Here is a 16,239-nt window from a genome sequence, read left to right as displayed (position 1 = left end):
TCGACTTACTCTCAAAGAAATTGGGAGTAAGTCGTTATAACCCACTGTGCTGTTACTTTAGATGAATTAACATTAGTGATCAAATAATCAATGTCTGTCGCCTCTTCAATTGAACTGGCATTCATAACGATAGCAAATGTTCTTTCTCCTTCTAGACGAGACAGCTTGGCATTTAATGTTGCCACCCAAACACTTTTCGGTTGCTCTAACTTGAGATGAACTTCTTCAAACTCATCTGAGGAGAGGCTTTTAGCTAATTCATCTAGGCGAATTTCTACTTCAATGTCTGATTCAGTTTTAATAATAACTTTCCGTTCGCGTAGCGTGCGCCTTTGGCGCATTTTTAGCCACCCCTCCTAAATACTTTAGCTCCCTTTCTTCCAATTTTTTGAGAAAGGTTGTATTGTTGCCATAACCGGCATCAATTAAGACGATTCCTGGACGATACCCCCGAGCTAAACTCCGGTCAATTAACTCTATTCCCAAGTCGGGCTTCTTCTGAAATTCCTCATCTTTCTTTCCCAAAGCTAGTGAAGTAGCATGCTGATATAATTCTAGGTCTAATGGTAAGCTTTTTTGGCCATCATAAATATGGGTTGTTACGATGACTATTCCATTGTCTATCTTACCGATTTCTCCTAGATACTGCCTTCCCACTCCGTCAGTCAAGTTACCACTTTTTCTATGTCCAGAGTCATCCAAAATCAAGGCAAACCCTCCCTTGATTCGGGTCCCTTGAACATTTGTTCATCACTTGTAAACGGCGTTCATTGATCTTAACGGCATCCCAAGGGGCATCAGTCAAGAAGCGATGCAGCGCGGTCTTGGGGGTTTCCCCCATGAGCGACTGCATCAAGACAATGGTGTAATCGGCTGTAAACTACACCATACGCATTATTTGCCATCTGTGTCAGGTTTTTCCTCTCGCTTTCCCCTAATAATCCCCCTAAATAATGTCTAAATCCGGTTTTTTGGGCTTTGGCGCATGAAGCAATCGTCGAAACGTTTACACCATTTCTCAAAGCACGGGGGCATGGCGGAGGGAGTGGTTTCTCTCATGGAGGTTATTTCGACGTAAACTTACTGTCTGATCAGTATTATAGCCTTATTTTACTCTTTTTATTGTTTAAGTCCCACTATCAGCTTAAGCTGCTACAATTAAACAGCAGGTGTTTTTTACAATGAACTATCTTCAGAAGGCTTTTGTTTATATACTTTTTTAAAGACTTTTTGAAAATTATCCCTATCCCAAAGCTCAATTTTATTACTAGCTGCCAGATTTTTGGCATTTTGTGTAAACTTACTATTAGTTATAACTATTCCCCGGTGCGCCTGATAATGGGGAATTGCCGCCGCTACTTGCTGAACGGCATCAATCCCTACGCTACTTTGTTTTCTCTTGGCTTGAACAACAGTCTTTATATTCCATTTTGTAATTATCAGATCGGCTCCATAATCCCCACTTGCTTTAGTGATCCTCACTTGGTAGCCCAGTTGCTTAAATAATTTAGCCAAAAATTCTTCAAACTCCCTACCCGTCATTTTATCAATTGCATCTAACTGTTCATCAATATCCTCTATAGATTCAATTTGGACTTGGAGTGAATTTTCAATTTCATTGATAAATTTGAGGACAGTTTTAGTACTAACACGTTTCACTAAAACCCCAATATAAAGTTTAATAAAATCACCTTTTTTATTATTGTTTTTATCAGATTTATATTTATTTTTACCTATATTATCAAAAGATGATGACTTCGATGCCCGCCTATCTTCAACGGAAGATTTACCATTATTCACTTCTTCTTTGAGTTTGCGTTTCAAATCACGAGAAACCATTAACCGTTCAATCTCTTTACAGAGAGATCCTTTAGATTCTCCTTTTTGTTGGCGCTCTTTATATATTCCAAGCAGTAATGCTTCAAGTCCGAATTTCGATAAGCCATCAGCAGCTATTCCCACAACCCCAAGAAAAGCAATGCCTCCTAGCATTCCGAATGGACCTAACATTGCCAAAGCCGCTGTGATTGCTGCTGCTCCAGTGAATCCCGTTGTTGCCATAGCAATCAGAAGTATCACACCAGGTAAGCCTAGTGCAGCAACCTTTCTAACCACTTCATCCATCTCATTATTCCTCAATATGTTTAGTTTAGAGAATTGCTCTAATTTTCATCAGTATTCCCTCCAAACTGAGTAAGTAAATCAGTGGAAATAACAGTGGAAACCCATCTTATTTTGAAATACCTAAGAGACTGTTTGTTAAACTTTGCTTAAATCAGGCACGTAGGGTGGGTTAGGTGACAATTACTTTAAAACCTCACCTGTTAACAGAGCTGTCCCCCGTAACCCACCAATAATATTTACTTTATAAACAGTCTATAATTCTTCTTTGAGTTTGCGTTTCAAATCACGAGAAACCATTAACCGTTCAATCTCTTTACAGAGAGATGCTTTAGATTCTCCTTTTTGTTGGCGCTCTTTATATATTCCAACCAGTAACGCTTCAAGTCCGAATTTCGATAAGCCATCAGCAGCTATTCCCACAACCCCAAGAAAAGCAATGCCTCCGATCATTCCGAATGGACCTAACATTGCCAACGCCGTTGTGATTGCCGCTGCTCCAGTGAATCCCGTTGTTGCCATAGCAATCAGAAGTATCACACCAGGTAAGCCTAGTGCAGCAACCTTTCTAACCACTTCATCCATATCACTATTCCTCAATATGTTTAGTTTAGAGAATTGCTATTATTTTCACTAGTATTCCTTCCAAACTGAGTAGCGACATCAGTGGAAATAGGGAATTATTTAATCAACAACGAACCAAGCTAATAGTAGGTTTACACCAACCACTTTACGTTGTCTACTTATGGTTAGCGTGAATCTTGCCTCGCGTCCTACTATAAACTACAGTCAATGAATAAGGATTCCGGACAATATTTTCCCGTGAATAAAATTCCCTTGCCTTCTTGACCCCCTATGGCGCTTAGGCCAGGAGCAAGGGATCCCGGTCTTTCGGTAACTGTTCAAAGAACTCCACAAAGTCAATGCAGTCTAACCAATCACTACATCTTTACCACTTTTGTTTACAAGAAAAGAAAATTATCACTGTCAAGAGCACTCCCCTGAACTCCCCTCAGGACAGCCAAGTCTTGACCTAAAGTACTGATTAGAACATCATCCTGATTTTGAGCGATCGCAATATCTTCAAAGGTGACCCCTAGACCCCCAATGACAAGTAGATCAACATCCAACTCAAAGTCAGTAATGGTGTTAGCAGTGCTAGGAAAAGCCGCAGCCGCAATCCAAAACTGATCCGCGTCATCACCGCCAGTTAGCAAGTTATCACCATTGCCAGCAAACAAGATGAGGATATCAATTCAGATTAAATAAGTTCGGAGCAGTTAGCGGTAGGCTAAAATTAGAGGAACTCCTACTATACGGAATAACGGACATGAAAACCGCAGCCCGTGTTATTCATAGCGACCCTGACATCTTGGGAGGAACCCCTGTTTTTGTTGGAACTCGTGTGCCAATAAAAACTTTGCTCGATTATCTCAAAGCAGGGGATCCACTCGACGAATTCTTAGATCATTTTCCCAGTGTTAGGCGCGAGCAAGCGATCGCAGCCCTTGAATTGGCGGTAGTGGTACACAATTCGTGATTTTAGCTCCCGACTCCCTACTCCCTACTCCCTACTCCCTGCTCCCTGTTACCTTTGCTATATATGATCTCATTACTCATAACTAGCGACATCAAGTATTCTATTAAGAGCAACGCTCTCATCTGAAATGTATTCCTGAGAAAAATAGTAATAACTGTTAGGCTCATTATCAGGAATCACGCCATTAACGACTAAGCCCAGAACAGTCTGACCAGACTGCTCCAAAAGTCCCTTGGCGAAAGCAGCACTACCGGAATCTACTACTCCAGGTCGGGAAACTAACAGCACACCATCGGTCATTTTTCCTAGGATAGGAGCATCAGCAGCAACGTTTAAAGAAGGGGTATCAATAATCACAAAGTCGTAACGACTAGCAACATGGTTAATCAATGAAGCCATGCGCTCGGAATCCAGAAGCACTGCGGGATTAGGAGGTACTACTCCAGAGGTCAGGACATCCAGATTTTCGATTACTGGTTTAATGGCATCCCTCAATTCAACCTGGTTAACAAGCATATTGCTCAAGCCCACTTCATTCGATAAATCCCAGATCCGATGTTGAACAGGCTTATGGAGATCAGCATCAATTAGCAATACCTTACTTCCTCGCTGAGCAATCACTGCTGCTAAATTAGCAGACACCGTTGACTTACCTTCTTGAGGTAAGGAGCTAGTCACAGTCACCGCTTTGAGAGCTTTATCTGAACTCAAAAATTTGAGATTTGCTTGCAGCATCCGATAGGATTCACTGATGGGAGACCGAGGCGTATTCCGAACAATAACTTGGGGCGTAAATGGATCTAAAACTTCCTGTGATGGATTTAATAATTGAGATTTACTAAAGTGGGGAATCACACCCAGTAAGGTAAACTTAAATAATTGCTTAACGTCTTTAATGGTTTTCAGAGATTTATCTCTGGTTTCTAAAATATAAATAATTGCTGCGGTGGCCAACAGTCCCTGAAAACAAGCAGCAATATAGGCTATTTTAGCAGATGAAATCGGAATCATCGGCACCTGAGCCCCGGCAATAATGCGGGCATTACCCATGTTTTGATTTTCCGCTACCTGAATTTCTCCAAGCTTATTTAGCAAGAGAGAATAGGTGGATTGGGAAACATCAAGTTGCCGTTCTAACTCCCGCTGCTGTTGTTCCAGTCTAGGGAGATCGTTAAGTCTTTTTCGGTAAGCGGTTTGGGCATTGACTAAGGCTTTAGTCTGATTCGCCAAACCTAAACGAGCTGCTTCTAATTCTACTAGCTCTTTAGTCAGGTCTTGTTGTAACTCGCCCAGTTGAAAAAGCTGGCTATGAGATTTCGGCTTAGTCTTAGAAACCTGTTTGACTCGCTGGTTTAGGATACCTTTTAGGCTGGCTACCTTATTTTCTAACTTAGCAATTGTGGGATGGGTGGGTTGGAAACGGTTACGCTCAAGGGCCAGTTCGACTTCCACTTGGCGCAATTCTTGGAGTGCCTCCTGCACCTCAGGAGACTGCTTGAGAGCCGTTAGAGCGATAGCTTGCTTGGAGTTCATGCCCAATCGTGTTTGGAGCGATTCGTACTGGGCATTGACATCAGCCATTTTAGACTGATTTTGGGCAATTTCCTTTTGCAAATCTGTCAGCACCTCGATAGCTGAGCGAGCTTCTGCGTCTAAGGATATCACTTCATTCTCTTGTTTGAACTGACGCAAAGCTGCTTCTGTTTTACTGACAGTAGCTTCTGCTTGAGGTAACTGTTTCTCAATAAACTTCCGAGCAGCTACAGCTTCAGCCCGTTGAAAATCTAAGTGATTTTCTAAATAAATACTCATTAGTTGATTAACAACTGCTGCTGCTTCTTTAGGGTCTTGAGATTGGTAAGACACTTCTAGAAGATCAGTTTTCCGGATATTGGTAACACTGACATTGTGTAAAAAGTCTTTAATTGCTAAAGGTTTCCCCTGATTATCTGTAAGATTTAGTGCGGTGATTGTCTTTTGAGCCAGAGGCTCAGACATCATGATGTTGGCTTCTGTATCTAGAGGATTACTTTGGTCTACCAGAGGTTGTAAGATACCGATTTCTTTACCTACTTCGGTGACTGAAGACGTCGTATTAAGCCGCTTAAATAACAGCAATCCTTGGGCTACATATACCGGTTTTTGGAATGATGCCACCAGAGACATAATCACAGAAACTGTTACAAAAATACCGGAAGCTGGTAGCCAACGTCGCTTCAGGATCCACCAATATTGTTCAAACCTTGAGGATTCAGGAGAGTCCATAAATAGCTCAAGAAAAAATTTAATTACCTGATGCTTATTTAGGGATATCCTAGCCCAGCCAATATTATCAATTGTGCCAATACGCCAATACGCGAATTTGATTACTGTTTGTTTTTGAAGGTTGAAGGTTGAAGGTTTAATCGGGTTGAATGTTGGCTGGTTGAAGGTTGAATGTTGAAGGTTGAAGGTTTAATCGGGTTAATCGAGTTAAAGGTTGAAGGTTGAAGGTTGAAGGGTTATGGTTGAATGTTGGCTGGTTGAAGGGTTAATCGGCTTGATGGTTGGATGGTTGAAAGGTTAATTGGGTTGATGCTTGAAGGGTTAATCGGGTTGATGGTTGAATGTTGGCTGTTCGCTGTCAACTGTCAACCGACCCTACTTCGGACGCCTCAGGGGAACAACCAAATAACCTTGGCCTTTCGGCCACGCGATCGCGTTCAACCTTCAACCTTCAACCCGCCAACCTTCAACCTTCAACCCGCCAACCTTCAACCTTCAACCTTCCAACCTTCAACCTTCAACCTTGGCCAAAGGCCACGCTACGCGAACAACCCGATTAAACCTTCAACAAACTGTAATAGTATTTCCAATAGGCTAAAAAATTGCCGGATTATACGAGATTATCACCATAGCACCTGTTTGTATGTCCCAGCACTATTACATTTCTCCCCGGTTTATCGATAAACTGGCGGTTCACATCACTAAAAACTTCCTTGATATACCCCATGTCCGTGTGCCTCTAATTCTGGGAATTCATGGACGGAAGGGGGAGGGTAAGTCCTTTCAGTGTGAGCTTGTGTTCGAGCGCATGGGCATTGAAGCGGTTAATATGTCTTCTGGTGAGCTAGAAAGCCCAGATGCTGGGGATCCAGCCCGTCTGATCCGCTTGCGCTACCGAGAAACGGCTGAAATGATCCGAGTCAAGGGTAAGATGTGTGTGCTGATGATCAATGACTTGGATGCTGGGGCGGGACGGTTCGATGAACGCACCCAATATACGGTAAATACCCAGCTGGTGCATGGTACCTTGATGAACATTGCTGATAATCCTACCAATGTCCAACTTCCAGGGAGTTATGACTCACAACCGATCCACCGAGTACCGATTATTGTCACTGGTAATGATTTTTCTACTCTCTATGCGCCTTTGACTCGGGATGGTCGGATGGCGAAATTCTACTGGGAGCCCAACCGAGAAGACCGGATTGGTATTGTTAGTGGTATCTTTCACGGAGATGGACTGTCTACTGGGGAGATTGAACAACTGATTGATACCTTCGACAATCAAGCCATTGATTTCTTCAGTGCTTTGCGATCGCGTATTTACGATGAACAAATCCGTAAGTTTATTTACGATATTGGTCTAGACCGAGTTTCTTCTCGTGTAGTCAACAGTAAGCAAGGACCGCCCAAATTTGAAACACCAAACTTTAGCCTCTCCCGCTTAATTGAGTTTGGAGAACTGATTAAAGCTGAACAGCAACGGTTAGAACTGAGCGGACTAGCTAGGGAGTACAATCAAGTCCCGTCCCTGACGAGCCAACCAACTAATAACAATACTAAAAATACTAACTATAATATTTCAACCCCTGACCAACCTCAAGCAAACCACAAGGCACCTGTATCCAATCCAGTCATCAGTGAGTCAACTAGCCCTAAAGTCGCGAACGGGTTAAATCACTCTCAGACAGGAGAGCACAACGGTAGCAAAAAGCCCTTAGATCTAGCATTAGATCTAGAAACCCAAGACCAGATTGGTGAGCTTTTGGCTCAAGGTTACCGCCTTACCCTAGAATACGGCAATGAGCGTCGCGTTAAGAATAATGCTTGGAAAAGTGGGAATCCATTACCAGAAAACAATCTATCGGAAGCGATCGCTGCTTTGACAGAACGCTTAGGGGAGCATAAGGGTGAGTATGTGCGCCTAATTGGTATCGACACCAAAGCCAAGCGGCGGGTTCTCGAAAAGATTATCCAACGGCCTTGAGATCTCTCCTGCTTGAAGATGGGGAGATGGGGAGAGGGGGAGATGGGGAGATGGGGAGATCGGGAGATCGGGAGATCGGGAGATGGGGAGATGGGGAGATGGGGAGATGGGGAGTAAGATCAGTTTTCCCTCTTGCCGATTCCCGATTCCCGATTCCCTCTTGCCGATTCCCGATTCCCGATTCCCGATTTCCGATTCTCGATTCCCGATTCCCGATTCCCAATTCTAAATTCTAAATTCCCTGCTCCCGACTCCCGACTCCCGACTCCCGACTCCCTTAACTAATTAACCATTAAAAACTAGCAATTATAACATGACTAATGACAATAACTTGATTTACTCCTACCCACCCCTAAAAGCTGGAACTTTACTCAAACGCTACAAACGCTTTCTTGCGGATATTGAACTGCCATCAGGGGAAATTATTACTGCTCACTGCCCCAATACTGGCCCAATGATCGGAGTTTCAACTATTGGCTCTCCTGTACAAGTATCCCATAGTGATAACCCAAAGCGGAAGTTACAATATACTTGGGAAATGATTCAGGTCAAGGACAATGAACCCACTTGGGTAGGGGTGAATACGGCTTTACCTAATCGAGTGATTAAGTTAGCATTGGAACAAAAACTGATTCCTGAATTAGCGGACAGCTACAGCGAAATCCGCCCTGAGGTACGTTACGGAAAAGAACGGAAAAGCCGGGTTGATTTTTTACTGACTGGCTCAGAGCGCCCGATTTATTTAGAAGTGAAAAGTGCTACCTTAGCTGAAGGGAATCGTGCTTTATTTCCTGATACAGTTACTACTCGTGGACAAAAACATCTGCAAGAACTAATGGCACTACTTCCTGAAGCACGAGCGGTCATGCTTTATTTTATTAATCGTGCTGATTGTTTGCACTTTTCTTCTGGTGATAAGTATGACCCAGATTATGGTAAACTTTTAAGAGAAGCAGTTAGCAAGGGTTTAGAAGTGTTGCCTTGTCGCTTTGAAATTACCCCGTCAGGAGTTCGCTATTTGGGGTTAGCAACCTTTGAGTGTTCAGGGTGTTAGTAGGTTATATAGAATTGGCATCTGGGTTGTGAACACACGTATTGCAGGAAAAGGCAAAAGGCAAGAGGCATCCATGCTATAGTTAATCAACTAGAGATGCAGTCCCTCCCCATAAGGGACTGCATCAAGACACTAGATTTGATCTAATCTTTAATCAAATCCAACGTTAACAAACCACGCCACTATTACGCCCTCTGAATAATCCTCTCTTATCCCAAATAGCGAGAGTCCAGCATCCAGAACCTGAATTGGTATTAGTGATGCTTAATCATAAAAACCTGCTTAAAGACAAAATTGCGGTTGAAGTTAACGGGAAACTTTTTAATCACAAAGGGGCCCTTCTTAGGCACAAAGCGCTTAGGTATTGTGAACTTAAACTTAAAGTCATCGTCATCAAATTTAAACTCAAAGTCATCATCATCCCGGTCATCATCCCGATCATCGTCAACTTTGCCCTTGCCAAAGTCTTTAGATCTGCCGTGGCTTCCTGCAATCTCGTTGAGTTCATCCTCTGACAAATGTGCCATGAACTCCAAATCACTAGTTAGATACTTATCCATGGGAAAAATCTCCTGTTCAAACGGTTTAAAAGGACTACTTTCGGGAAACTAAACCCTTGTTAGTCTAATTTCCCGAAAGTGAGTTATTGGGATTACCTAATTAGGTAACCTTGTAAAATATTCGACAGGATTACTCTATCTAAATAAATTCTTTATGTCTCGCCATTTTGGCTTCTTTTTAGTTGTGGGATTCCCTTAAAAAGGACTTAAGTCCGATAACACTGGGTCTACTGTACTTGTTATGCTAACTAAACAGTCTGGCAGAGGGAGCAGGGAGCAGGGAGCAGGGAGTAGGGAAGAGAAAACAGAAGTCATTAAATAACACTTTTCGGCTATATCCATGCCTTGTTGTCAAATTAGTAAGTCTTTAAAATTATTAAGGTCTGACATTTAAAAACCTCTTAATTTATCTTATTCCCGATTCGGGCTCCCTAATCTGAAGTAAAAAGAATTAAAGGGCTTCGATTAACCTTTAAGCCTCTTCAAAAACTGCTCCCTACTCCCTCGGTGCGCTTTCCGTGATGGCGAACGCGCCCCGCGTGACCTACGGTCAAGGGATTGCTCGCCATCACGGGTCGCACCGCTCCCTACTCCCTCTTTCAAGATTTAACTTAGCATCCCTTTGTACTGAAGAACAGATTATCTATGGTTTTATTTGTTTCCCCCTCTCCCAATCTCCCATGCCACAATCGCCTCAGTTAAACCTTCTAAAGTATATTCAACTGCTTCTACATCTACCCTACCTAGCAACTGGCGACAGCTTTCGGATGTTTGGGGACCAATCGAGGCGATACAGACATTTTCTAAAAGGTAATGGAGAGTTTTTGAGGGTGCAGATTGTTCGCCGTCGGCATTGGAGTAGGGTTGGTTAGTGTCCGTTGAAGAGTTAAAGGCTTGCTTGAGTAGTTTGTAAAAATTTTTGACGGTTTTAGAACTAGCAAAGCTAACAATATCTATTGCTCTCTGTTGCCAAGCATCTAAAATAGCAGGAGCCATGTAATCTGGACAACCAGACTCATAGGCAGCAACTTCTACCACTTGAGCACCTTTTTCCGTTAGTTCTTTTACTAACACCTCTCGCCCACCGGTTTCTACTCGGGGGAAAAGCACTTGTTTGTTAGTTAAAGACTCTGGAAAATGTTCCACCAAAGAATCAGCGACAAAGTTTGGTGGGATAAAGTCGGGTTGTAAATTGTGTTGTTTCATACTCCCCGCAGTTTTCTTACCCACCACAGCAATCTTAATCCCGACTAAAGCACGGGCATCTTTACCATTATCCAGTAATCGTTTAAAAAAGTAATCGACCCCATTGCTAGAGGTGAGAATCAACCAATCGAAGTTAGCTAGATTAGCGATCGCATAATCTAATCCAGCCCAACTAGAAGGAGGAGTAATCACCAACGTGGGCATTTCGATAATATTTGCTCCTTCTTGTTCCAGGAGCTGGTTAAATTTCTGGGATTGACTAGCGGAACGGGTGACTAAGACGGTTTTTCCAGTAAGCGCTTCGGTAGTTTCAGTTGAAGGTTGTTCGCGTAGCGTGGCCTTTTGGCCAAGGTTGGTTGGAGTTGAAGGTTGTTCGCGTAGCGTGGCCTTTTGGCCAAGGTTTGTTTTGGTTGAAGGTTGTTCGCGAAGCGTGGCCTTTTGGCCAAGGTTGGTTGGAGTTGAAGGTTGTTCGCCTTTGGTGTTCGAGAAGGGTTGGTTGGTGGGAGTTGTTCGCCTTTGGCGTTCCTGAAGGGTAGGTTGAAGCTGGTCTTGAGAACTTTCAACATTCAACTGACCAACCTTCAACGGTTGACAACCTTCACTCTTCGACTGGTCTTGATCAGATAATCCCATAGATGCCCTTAACCCCACTACTTCACCAACTACAATTACCACAGGTGAGAGGGAGATACCAAGGGTTTGGTTTACAATAGTGCTTAAAGTACCCAGCCAAACCTGTTGCTGGGGGCGTCCACCATTCCGAATCAGAGCAATGGGGGTCTGATGCGATCGCCCATAGCGTTGGAGCTGTTGGACAATTGCCGCTAGATGACGTCCTCCCATTAAAATCGCCAAGGTGTCGATTCTTGCTAGTGCTTCCCAATCTAGTTGCTCTGGCTGATGAGCAGTGACAACGGCAAAGCATTTGCTCAAAACGGAGTCTGTTAAAGGAATTCCCGCTAGTAAGGGAGCGGCTAGGGCTGAGGAAATGCCTGGTATCACCTCAAACTGACACTCAGCAGCAATCAATGCCTGAATTTCTGAGCTAGAGCGCCCGAAAATAAACGGGTCACCACTTTTTAGCCTTACGACTTGCTTGCCTTGTCGGCATTGGTCTACCAGCAGTTGGTTAATCGTAGCTTGGGGTGTAGAAGGGCGTCCACCCCGTTTCCCGACATCGAACAGTTGACAATCACAGGGCACCAGTTGCAATAAAAGGGAATCTACCAAAGCATCATATACCAACACTTCAGCTTGAGTCAGCAGTTGTTGCCCCCTTACGGTTAAGTAGTTAACATCTCCTGGACCAGCACCTACGATGTAAATTTTTCCCTTGTTGTGATTAGTCATTATACAGCGGTTTGCAATTGCTGTTAGGTACAAAGTTCTGGGTTTTTAGGGAGCAGGGAGCAGGGAGCAGGAACCCACCCCTAACCCCTCCCAGGAGGGGAATAGAGAAGATAGAATAGCGATGGGCTGCATCAAGACAGGGAATCAATGTCAAAGAAGAGTGTAGCTCATAAGTGCGATAAACGCTAACTTTTTTACTTTTGCAATTTGCACAGAAAAAGTCAAAAAGTTTGCACAAAAATCCCCAGCAAGGAACGATTGGGGAGTAAGCTAGCTCCCTGAACAAAAAAAACCACGGCATAAGTGCCGTGGGGAATTTGACACTCCCCGCCCTGGAAGGACGGGGATTCTTAGTTCTTCGACATGCCTTAAAATTAGTTATCCAGCAAAGGCAATACTTAAGCCGAATACCCGTTTAAAAACCAAGTATTTAGCCTAATTTAACTAACCCCAGTGGGCTTATCTCCCTAAGCGTTGAGTTTCCTCAGTTTCCGTGTGCCCCACGGTACTTTCATCTTTTAATATTTGCTTTACTGGTTGTCGGTATCCGCCGTTGATCCATACGTTTTTAATGAGGTTTTTCGCGCCTCATGTACTAGCATCGCTTTACGTCGTTAGTTTGTTGACAGTACCGACGAATCCTGTCTGTGCTAGGCTACTTTTTTAGTATACCACAGTGAACAAAAGCCGTCTGCCGAAGGACGGGGCTTGAGACCCACTTTTTCGGTCATTCAACCAGCACTCAAGCTGACTTACGCTTGAGTGCTGTCCCAGTTACAGTCGCACCAATTGCCAAGAGTCCCAAGATGCTGGTGGGTTCTGGGACAGATTGAACGTCATCTTCTAACTGAGTAAAGGTCAAGCCGATATCCTCAGTTGAAACAAAGCCGCTGCCAGTAACAAACTGACCAGGACTTGGGGCAACTCCTGCTCGAAATGAAGCACCCGATAATTCAGTTGAATTGAAGAAAAGCAAGGCATCCGTTACAGCAGGAGAGGTATTGATAACACCAGCCGAGAGAAAATTAAATGCGACTATATTCCCACCCAACACAGTCCAAGTGTTTATCAAAGGGTTGCCGACATACTCGCCAATTCCTAAGCCTGTGGTGTTGCTTAAGATTTCAACACTAGTTGCAGCTCCGATTCCTTCATCTAACCCTCGGATTATGCCTGTTACAGTTCCACCCCCATTCAATTCATTACCAAAAGAAAAACCAAAGTTAATAGCAGTGGCGGGCATCGCTAATAAGGTCGTTCCTGCTATACTGGCACTCAACGCCAAAAAGGTTTGTTTTAAAATCTTCATAATTGTCTGGGTTTAATTGATTATCTCTAGTACGTTTGCTGTGGGGATAAGTTTTCGGTCAGAATTCAAAATTTTCTTGTCAGCCGTTTGAATAATACATAATAATTTTAGTCTTTTAAACTTCTTTTCTATACCTTAACGGAAGTCTCCGATAAATGCGTTCAGCAACTTCACTGAAAAACTAAAAAATAAAGTGAAAATTAAGCTAAGTTCTCAATGCTACCGTTCAGTAGATCGAGAGTATTGTTTGTTTTTTGGTCATGATTATGGTTGATTTAATGTAAATTGTTTGCATTCAGCCAAAGGGAACAGGGAACAGGGAACAGGGCTCAAGGGGTGACAACAAAGCTCAAACCTAGGCAGGTTTTAGGTTTTAGGTTTTAGGTTTTGGGAAAATTACAGCGACTCGTGTTGTTGTATTTTCCAGCAGTTGAAGCAATTTTCACCAATCCAACTGCATAGATAGTTTTAATCAATCCATACCCCATGACGATGTTCCCTAAAACCTAACCCCTAAAACCTAACCCCTGTAAGATTTTCGATTAGCTTGTCACCCCGTGAGGATATCCTAATAGTTTGCTAAATGAAATTAGAGGAAAAGGACTTTGGTTACACAATTTAAAGACTACTTCTCAAAGCAAGCAAATGATTATAGAAACTATAGACCTCATTATCCAGAATCTTTGTTTGAGTATTTAGCTGCACTTGTACCTCATCGTCAAGCAGCGTGGGATTGTGCCACTGGTAATGGTCAAGTAGCTTTGGGCTTAACACCTCATTTTAAAAAAATTTATGCGACAGATGCCAGCGAAAAGCAAATTAGTCATGCATTTGATCATGATAAGATTAACTATTCTGTGGCAGTGGCGGAAAAAGTCGGGCTAGGGAATCAATCTATAGATTTAATAACTGTTGCCCAAGCTGTTCATTGGTTTAATCTGGAAAAATTTTATCAGGAAGTGCAGCGAGTTTCTAAACCTGGAGGAATTCTTGCTCTCTGGGGCTACTGGTATTTTGAATTCCCTCCAGAAGAAAATCACATAGACCAAATATCTAGGAATTTTTTCACCACAGTGGTTGACCAGTATTGGGCAGAAGAAATAAAACTACTGCTTCAAAATTATCAAACCATTCCTTTTCCTTTTGCTGAGTTAAAAACACCTCTTTTAACCATGGAAACCCAATGGAACATGGAAGAATTTCTGGGATATTTGACTACTTGGTCTGCGATTCAAAAGCTTATCGCTGTTCAATCCCACGAACCAATCTTGGAATTCTCCAACCGTCTAGTCGAGGCTTGGGGGATACTCTGAAACCGTCATAAATCTGGATAAAACCGGATAAAACGGTCAAGGTGCATTCTATTGTTGCCCGAGTGAGGAGTGGTCATGCAGCAATTGGAGTTAAGCCTCCCACTGATCTATCTGGGCGCTCCTTGCATCCCGGCAAGGAGTTCCTTGAAAGCCCGAGTCCTGCTGTGCTTAGAGTCAAGCCATCCAAGCTCAACCGCATCAGCCAAACTCAGTCCCATACCTCTCAAGAAACGCGCGGTACGGCGCAACAACACTGCTTGAACCTCGGTTTTATTCATATACCGAGAAATTTCCTTGTCTGTACCCCGAGCAAGGATGTTTTTGGCAGCATTGTGGTCAGCCTGCAACACGACCCCATCAAATCTGGTAAAACTGTCCCCGCTCCTTTTCCCTAATAGGGTTCCAGTTACGGAGTCAGCTTGCGACGTGTAGCTCGGCTGGACTTCTGTTACAACCGACCCAGTCCAATTAGCCCATTTCTGCAAGGAGTCCCGCATTTGACCCTTCATCCAGCTATTAAGCTTGCGGGACATGGCCTTGGACTGACGTTTATTTCTAATCGGCTGTGTCAAATCCTCAGCAAATACTTTTAATGATTCTCCTTTAAAAAGAGATTTAGAAGCCGCTCCTATAATCGACTTCAATTCTGATTGGTTTTTTCTATATCGGCGATTTTCTGTTTTTCTGCTTAAATTGTTTTCAAGTATCCGAGCCGACTTGGCTGGATCTATTTTTTCTAGTTTTCTATGTATTGCCCACAGCTTTCCTCTATTGCGGTTCTTTGCACATATGCGATCGGATTTCTTGGTTGCTAGTTTACCCAAGTCTTTCCCGTACGCCTGACCATCTGAATCATAGAAAGCCTCAGTGTATCCTTTGTCCACTCCGATAGCCCGGCGGGAAGAGGGAATCTCTACGGTGCCATGAGCGACTAAAAAGTGAACTTCAAACCTTTGCAGGAGTTGATTGTAGATTAGTCTAATCTGTCCTTTGATTTTTCGATTAGACCTGACAATTACCCTGTTCCTTTTTCCTCTCCTTAGGCCAGCCAATTCTAGCTGATAAGTATGGCGAGATATTCGTTTACATCTGTATCCTCCTGGTTGGTAAACTATCTGATTTTTGCTCCAGGAACGTCCTCGTTGAAACTCTTTCCTGACAAGTCTGTGCAGTAGTGGATTATCTAAGAAGGCTAAAGTCTTGAGCTGTTTACAAAGTTCCTTTCTGACCTTCTGGTAAATCTTCCCAGAAAACCTTTTGTAGACCCTTTTTATAACTGCATCGGTACAGGCAGCCTGGCTCGCCGTGATAGCTTTAGCTACATCACTGACAGTCCACTCCATCAATTTGGAAGGTAACCCCAAGGACTCAGGTTTCCTGAAACCCCTGACTTCTGGATAAGCTTTTTTATTACGGTCGATGTCCGGTATTACCCGATGCACCTCCGCTCCAAAGCCGTACGTGAAGCTTTCACCTCATACGGCTCCTAGGTTCTCCTTCAACCTTTCGGCTTGCAGTCATCTTGTGACGTGCT

15 protein-coding genes and 1 pseudogene are annotated in these 16,239 nt (G+C 43.3%); 6 read left to right on the top strand and 10 right to left on the bottom strand.

What is annotated here, in order from left to right:
* Positions 1-20 precede the first annotated feature (20 nt).
* From F6J99_RS28015 to F6J99_RS28000, 4 genes and pseudogenes are all read right to left on the bottom strand, one after another.
* Positions 21-1,059: pseudogene (locus F6J99_RS28015) on the bottom strand (IS701 family transposase); the annotation flags it as partial.
* Between the two features lie 117 nt (positions 1,060-1,176).
* The gene (locus F6J99_RS28010; protein ID WP_293117511.1) at positions 1,177-2,124 is read right to left on the bottom strand and encodes a restriction endonuclease; all 948 of its coding nucleotides are present in this window, start codon (positions 2,122-2,124) and stop codon (positions 1,177-1,179) included.
* Between the two features lie 252 nt (positions 2,125-2,376).
* Positions 2,377-2,706, bottom strand: coding sequence for a hypothetical protein (locus F6J99_RS28005; protein WP_293117508.1), 330 nt, complete (start codon positions 2,704-2,706; stop codon positions 2,377-2,379).
* Between the two features lie 377 nt (positions 2,707-3,083).
* Complete coding sequence (locus F6J99_RS28000; protein WP_293117506.1) at positions 3,084-3,362, bottom strand: hypothetical protein; 279 nt, start codon at positions 3,360-3,362, stop codon at positions 3,084-3,086.
* A gap of 89 nt (positions 3,363-3,451) precedes the next feature.
* On the opposite strand from F6J99_RS28000, the gene F6J99_RS27995 reads away from it, so the two are divergent.
* Positions 3,452-3,661, top strand: coding sequence for a DUF433 domain-containing protein (locus tag F6J99_RS27995; protein ID WP_293117503.1), 210 nt, complete (start codon positions 3,452-3,454; stop codon positions 3,659-3,661).
* A gap of 72 nt (positions 3,662-3,733) precedes the next feature.
* Here F6J99_RS27995 and F6J99_RS27990 read toward each other — a convergent pair whose 3' ends face one another.
* Positions 3,734-5,926, bottom strand: coding sequence for a polysaccharide biosynthesis tyrosine autokinase (locus tag F6J99_RS27990; protein ID WP_293117501.1), 2,193 nt, complete (start codon positions 5,924-5,926; stop codon positions 3,734-3,736).
* 341 nt (positions 5,927-6,267) lie between these two features.
* Between F6J99_RS27990 and F6J99_RS27985 the strand changes: the two genes are divergently transcribed.
* The 4 genes from F6J99_RS27985 (at position 6,268) to sfsA (ending at position 8,967) form a co-directional block, all read left to right on the top strand.
* On the top strand, positions 6,268-6,486 hold the full coding sequence (locus tag F6J99_RS27985) for a hypothetical protein (RefSeq protein WP_293117498.1): 219 nt from the start codon (positions 6,268-6,270) through the stop codon (positions 6,484-6,486).
* A gap of 83 nt (positions 6,487-6,569) precedes the next feature.
* Complete coding sequence (locus F6J99_RS27980; RefSeq protein WP_293117496.1) at positions 6,570-7,913, top strand: ribulose bisphosphate carboxylase small subunit; 1,344 nt, start codon at positions 6,570-6,572, stop codon at positions 7,911-7,913.
* A gap of 132 nt (positions 7,914-8,045) precedes the next feature.
* Positions 8,046-8,198: a hypothetical protein gene (locus F6J99_RS27975; RefSeq protein WP_293117493.1), complete on the top strand. Its 153-nt coding sequence runs from the start codon at positions 8,046-8,048 to the stop codon at positions 8,196-8,198.
* Between the two features lie 28 nt (positions 8,199-8,226).
* Positions 8,227-8,967, top strand: coding sequence for a DNA/RNA nuclease SfsA (sfsA, locus tag F6J99_RS27970; RefSeq protein WP_293117491.1), 741 nt, complete (start codon positions 8,227-8,229; stop codon positions 8,965-8,967).
* Positions 8,968-9,221: 254 nt separating this feature from the next.
* Here the strand turns inward: sfsA and F6J99_RS27965 are convergent, their stop codons facing one another.
* The 4 genes from F6J99_RS27965 to F6J99_RS27950 all read right to left on the bottom strand — a co-directional run bounded on the left by F6J99_RS27965 (position 9,222) and on the right by F6J99_RS27950 (position 13,392).
* Complete coding sequence (locus F6J99_RS27965; protein WP_293117488.1) at positions 9,222-9,527, bottom strand: hypothetical protein; 306 nt, start codon at positions 9,525-9,527, stop codon at positions 9,222-9,224.
* A 651-nt stretch (positions 9,528-10,178) separates the two neighbouring features.
* A complete protein-coding gene (gene cobA, locus F6J99_RS27960; RefSeq protein WP_293117485.1) occupies positions 10,179-12,083 on the bottom strand; it encodes a uroporphyrinogen-III C-methyltransferase in 1,905 nt (634 codons plus the stop codon).
* Entirely contained in the window at positions 12,076-12,237 is a 162-nt protein-coding gene (locus F6J99_RS27955; RefSeq protein WP_293117483.1) for a hypothetical protein, read from the bottom strand. Before F6J99_RS27955 ends, cobA begins: the two co-directional genes overlap by 8 nt.
* Positions 12,238-12,825: 588 nt before the next feature.
* A complete protein-coding gene (locus F6J99_RS27950; RefSeq protein ID WP_293117480.1) occupies positions 12,826-13,392 on the bottom strand; it encodes a PEP-CTERM sorting domain-containing protein in 567 nt (188 codons plus the stop codon).
* Between the two features lie 605 nt (positions 13,393-13,997).
* Between F6J99_RS27950 and F6J99_RS27945 the strand changes: the two genes are divergently transcribed.
* A complete protein-coding gene (locus F6J99_RS27945) occupies positions 13,998-14,705 on the top strand; it encodes a class I SAM-dependent methyltransferase (protein WP_293117478.1) in 708 nt (235 codons plus the stop codon).
* 107 nt (positions 14,706-14,812) lie between these two features.
* On the opposite strand, the gene F6J99_RS27940 is transcribed toward F6J99_RS27945, so the two are convergent.
* Positions 14,813-16,147, bottom strand: a complete 1,335-nt coding sequence (locus F6J99_RS27940; RefSeq protein WP_293117476.1) for a zinc ribbon domain-containing protein — start codon at positions 16,145-16,147, stop codon at positions 14,813-14,815.
* Positions 16,148-16,239: the final 92 nt, after the last annotated feature.

The sequence above is a fragment of the Moorena sp. SIO4G3 genome (genome assembly GCF_010692305.1).
GTDB lineage: Bacteria > Cyanobacteriota > Cyanobacteriia > Cyanobacteriales > Coleofasciculaceae > Moorena > Moorena producens_A.
Note: the sequence above shows the minus strand (reverse complement) of the source record. Positions and strands in the feature narration are given on the sequence as shown.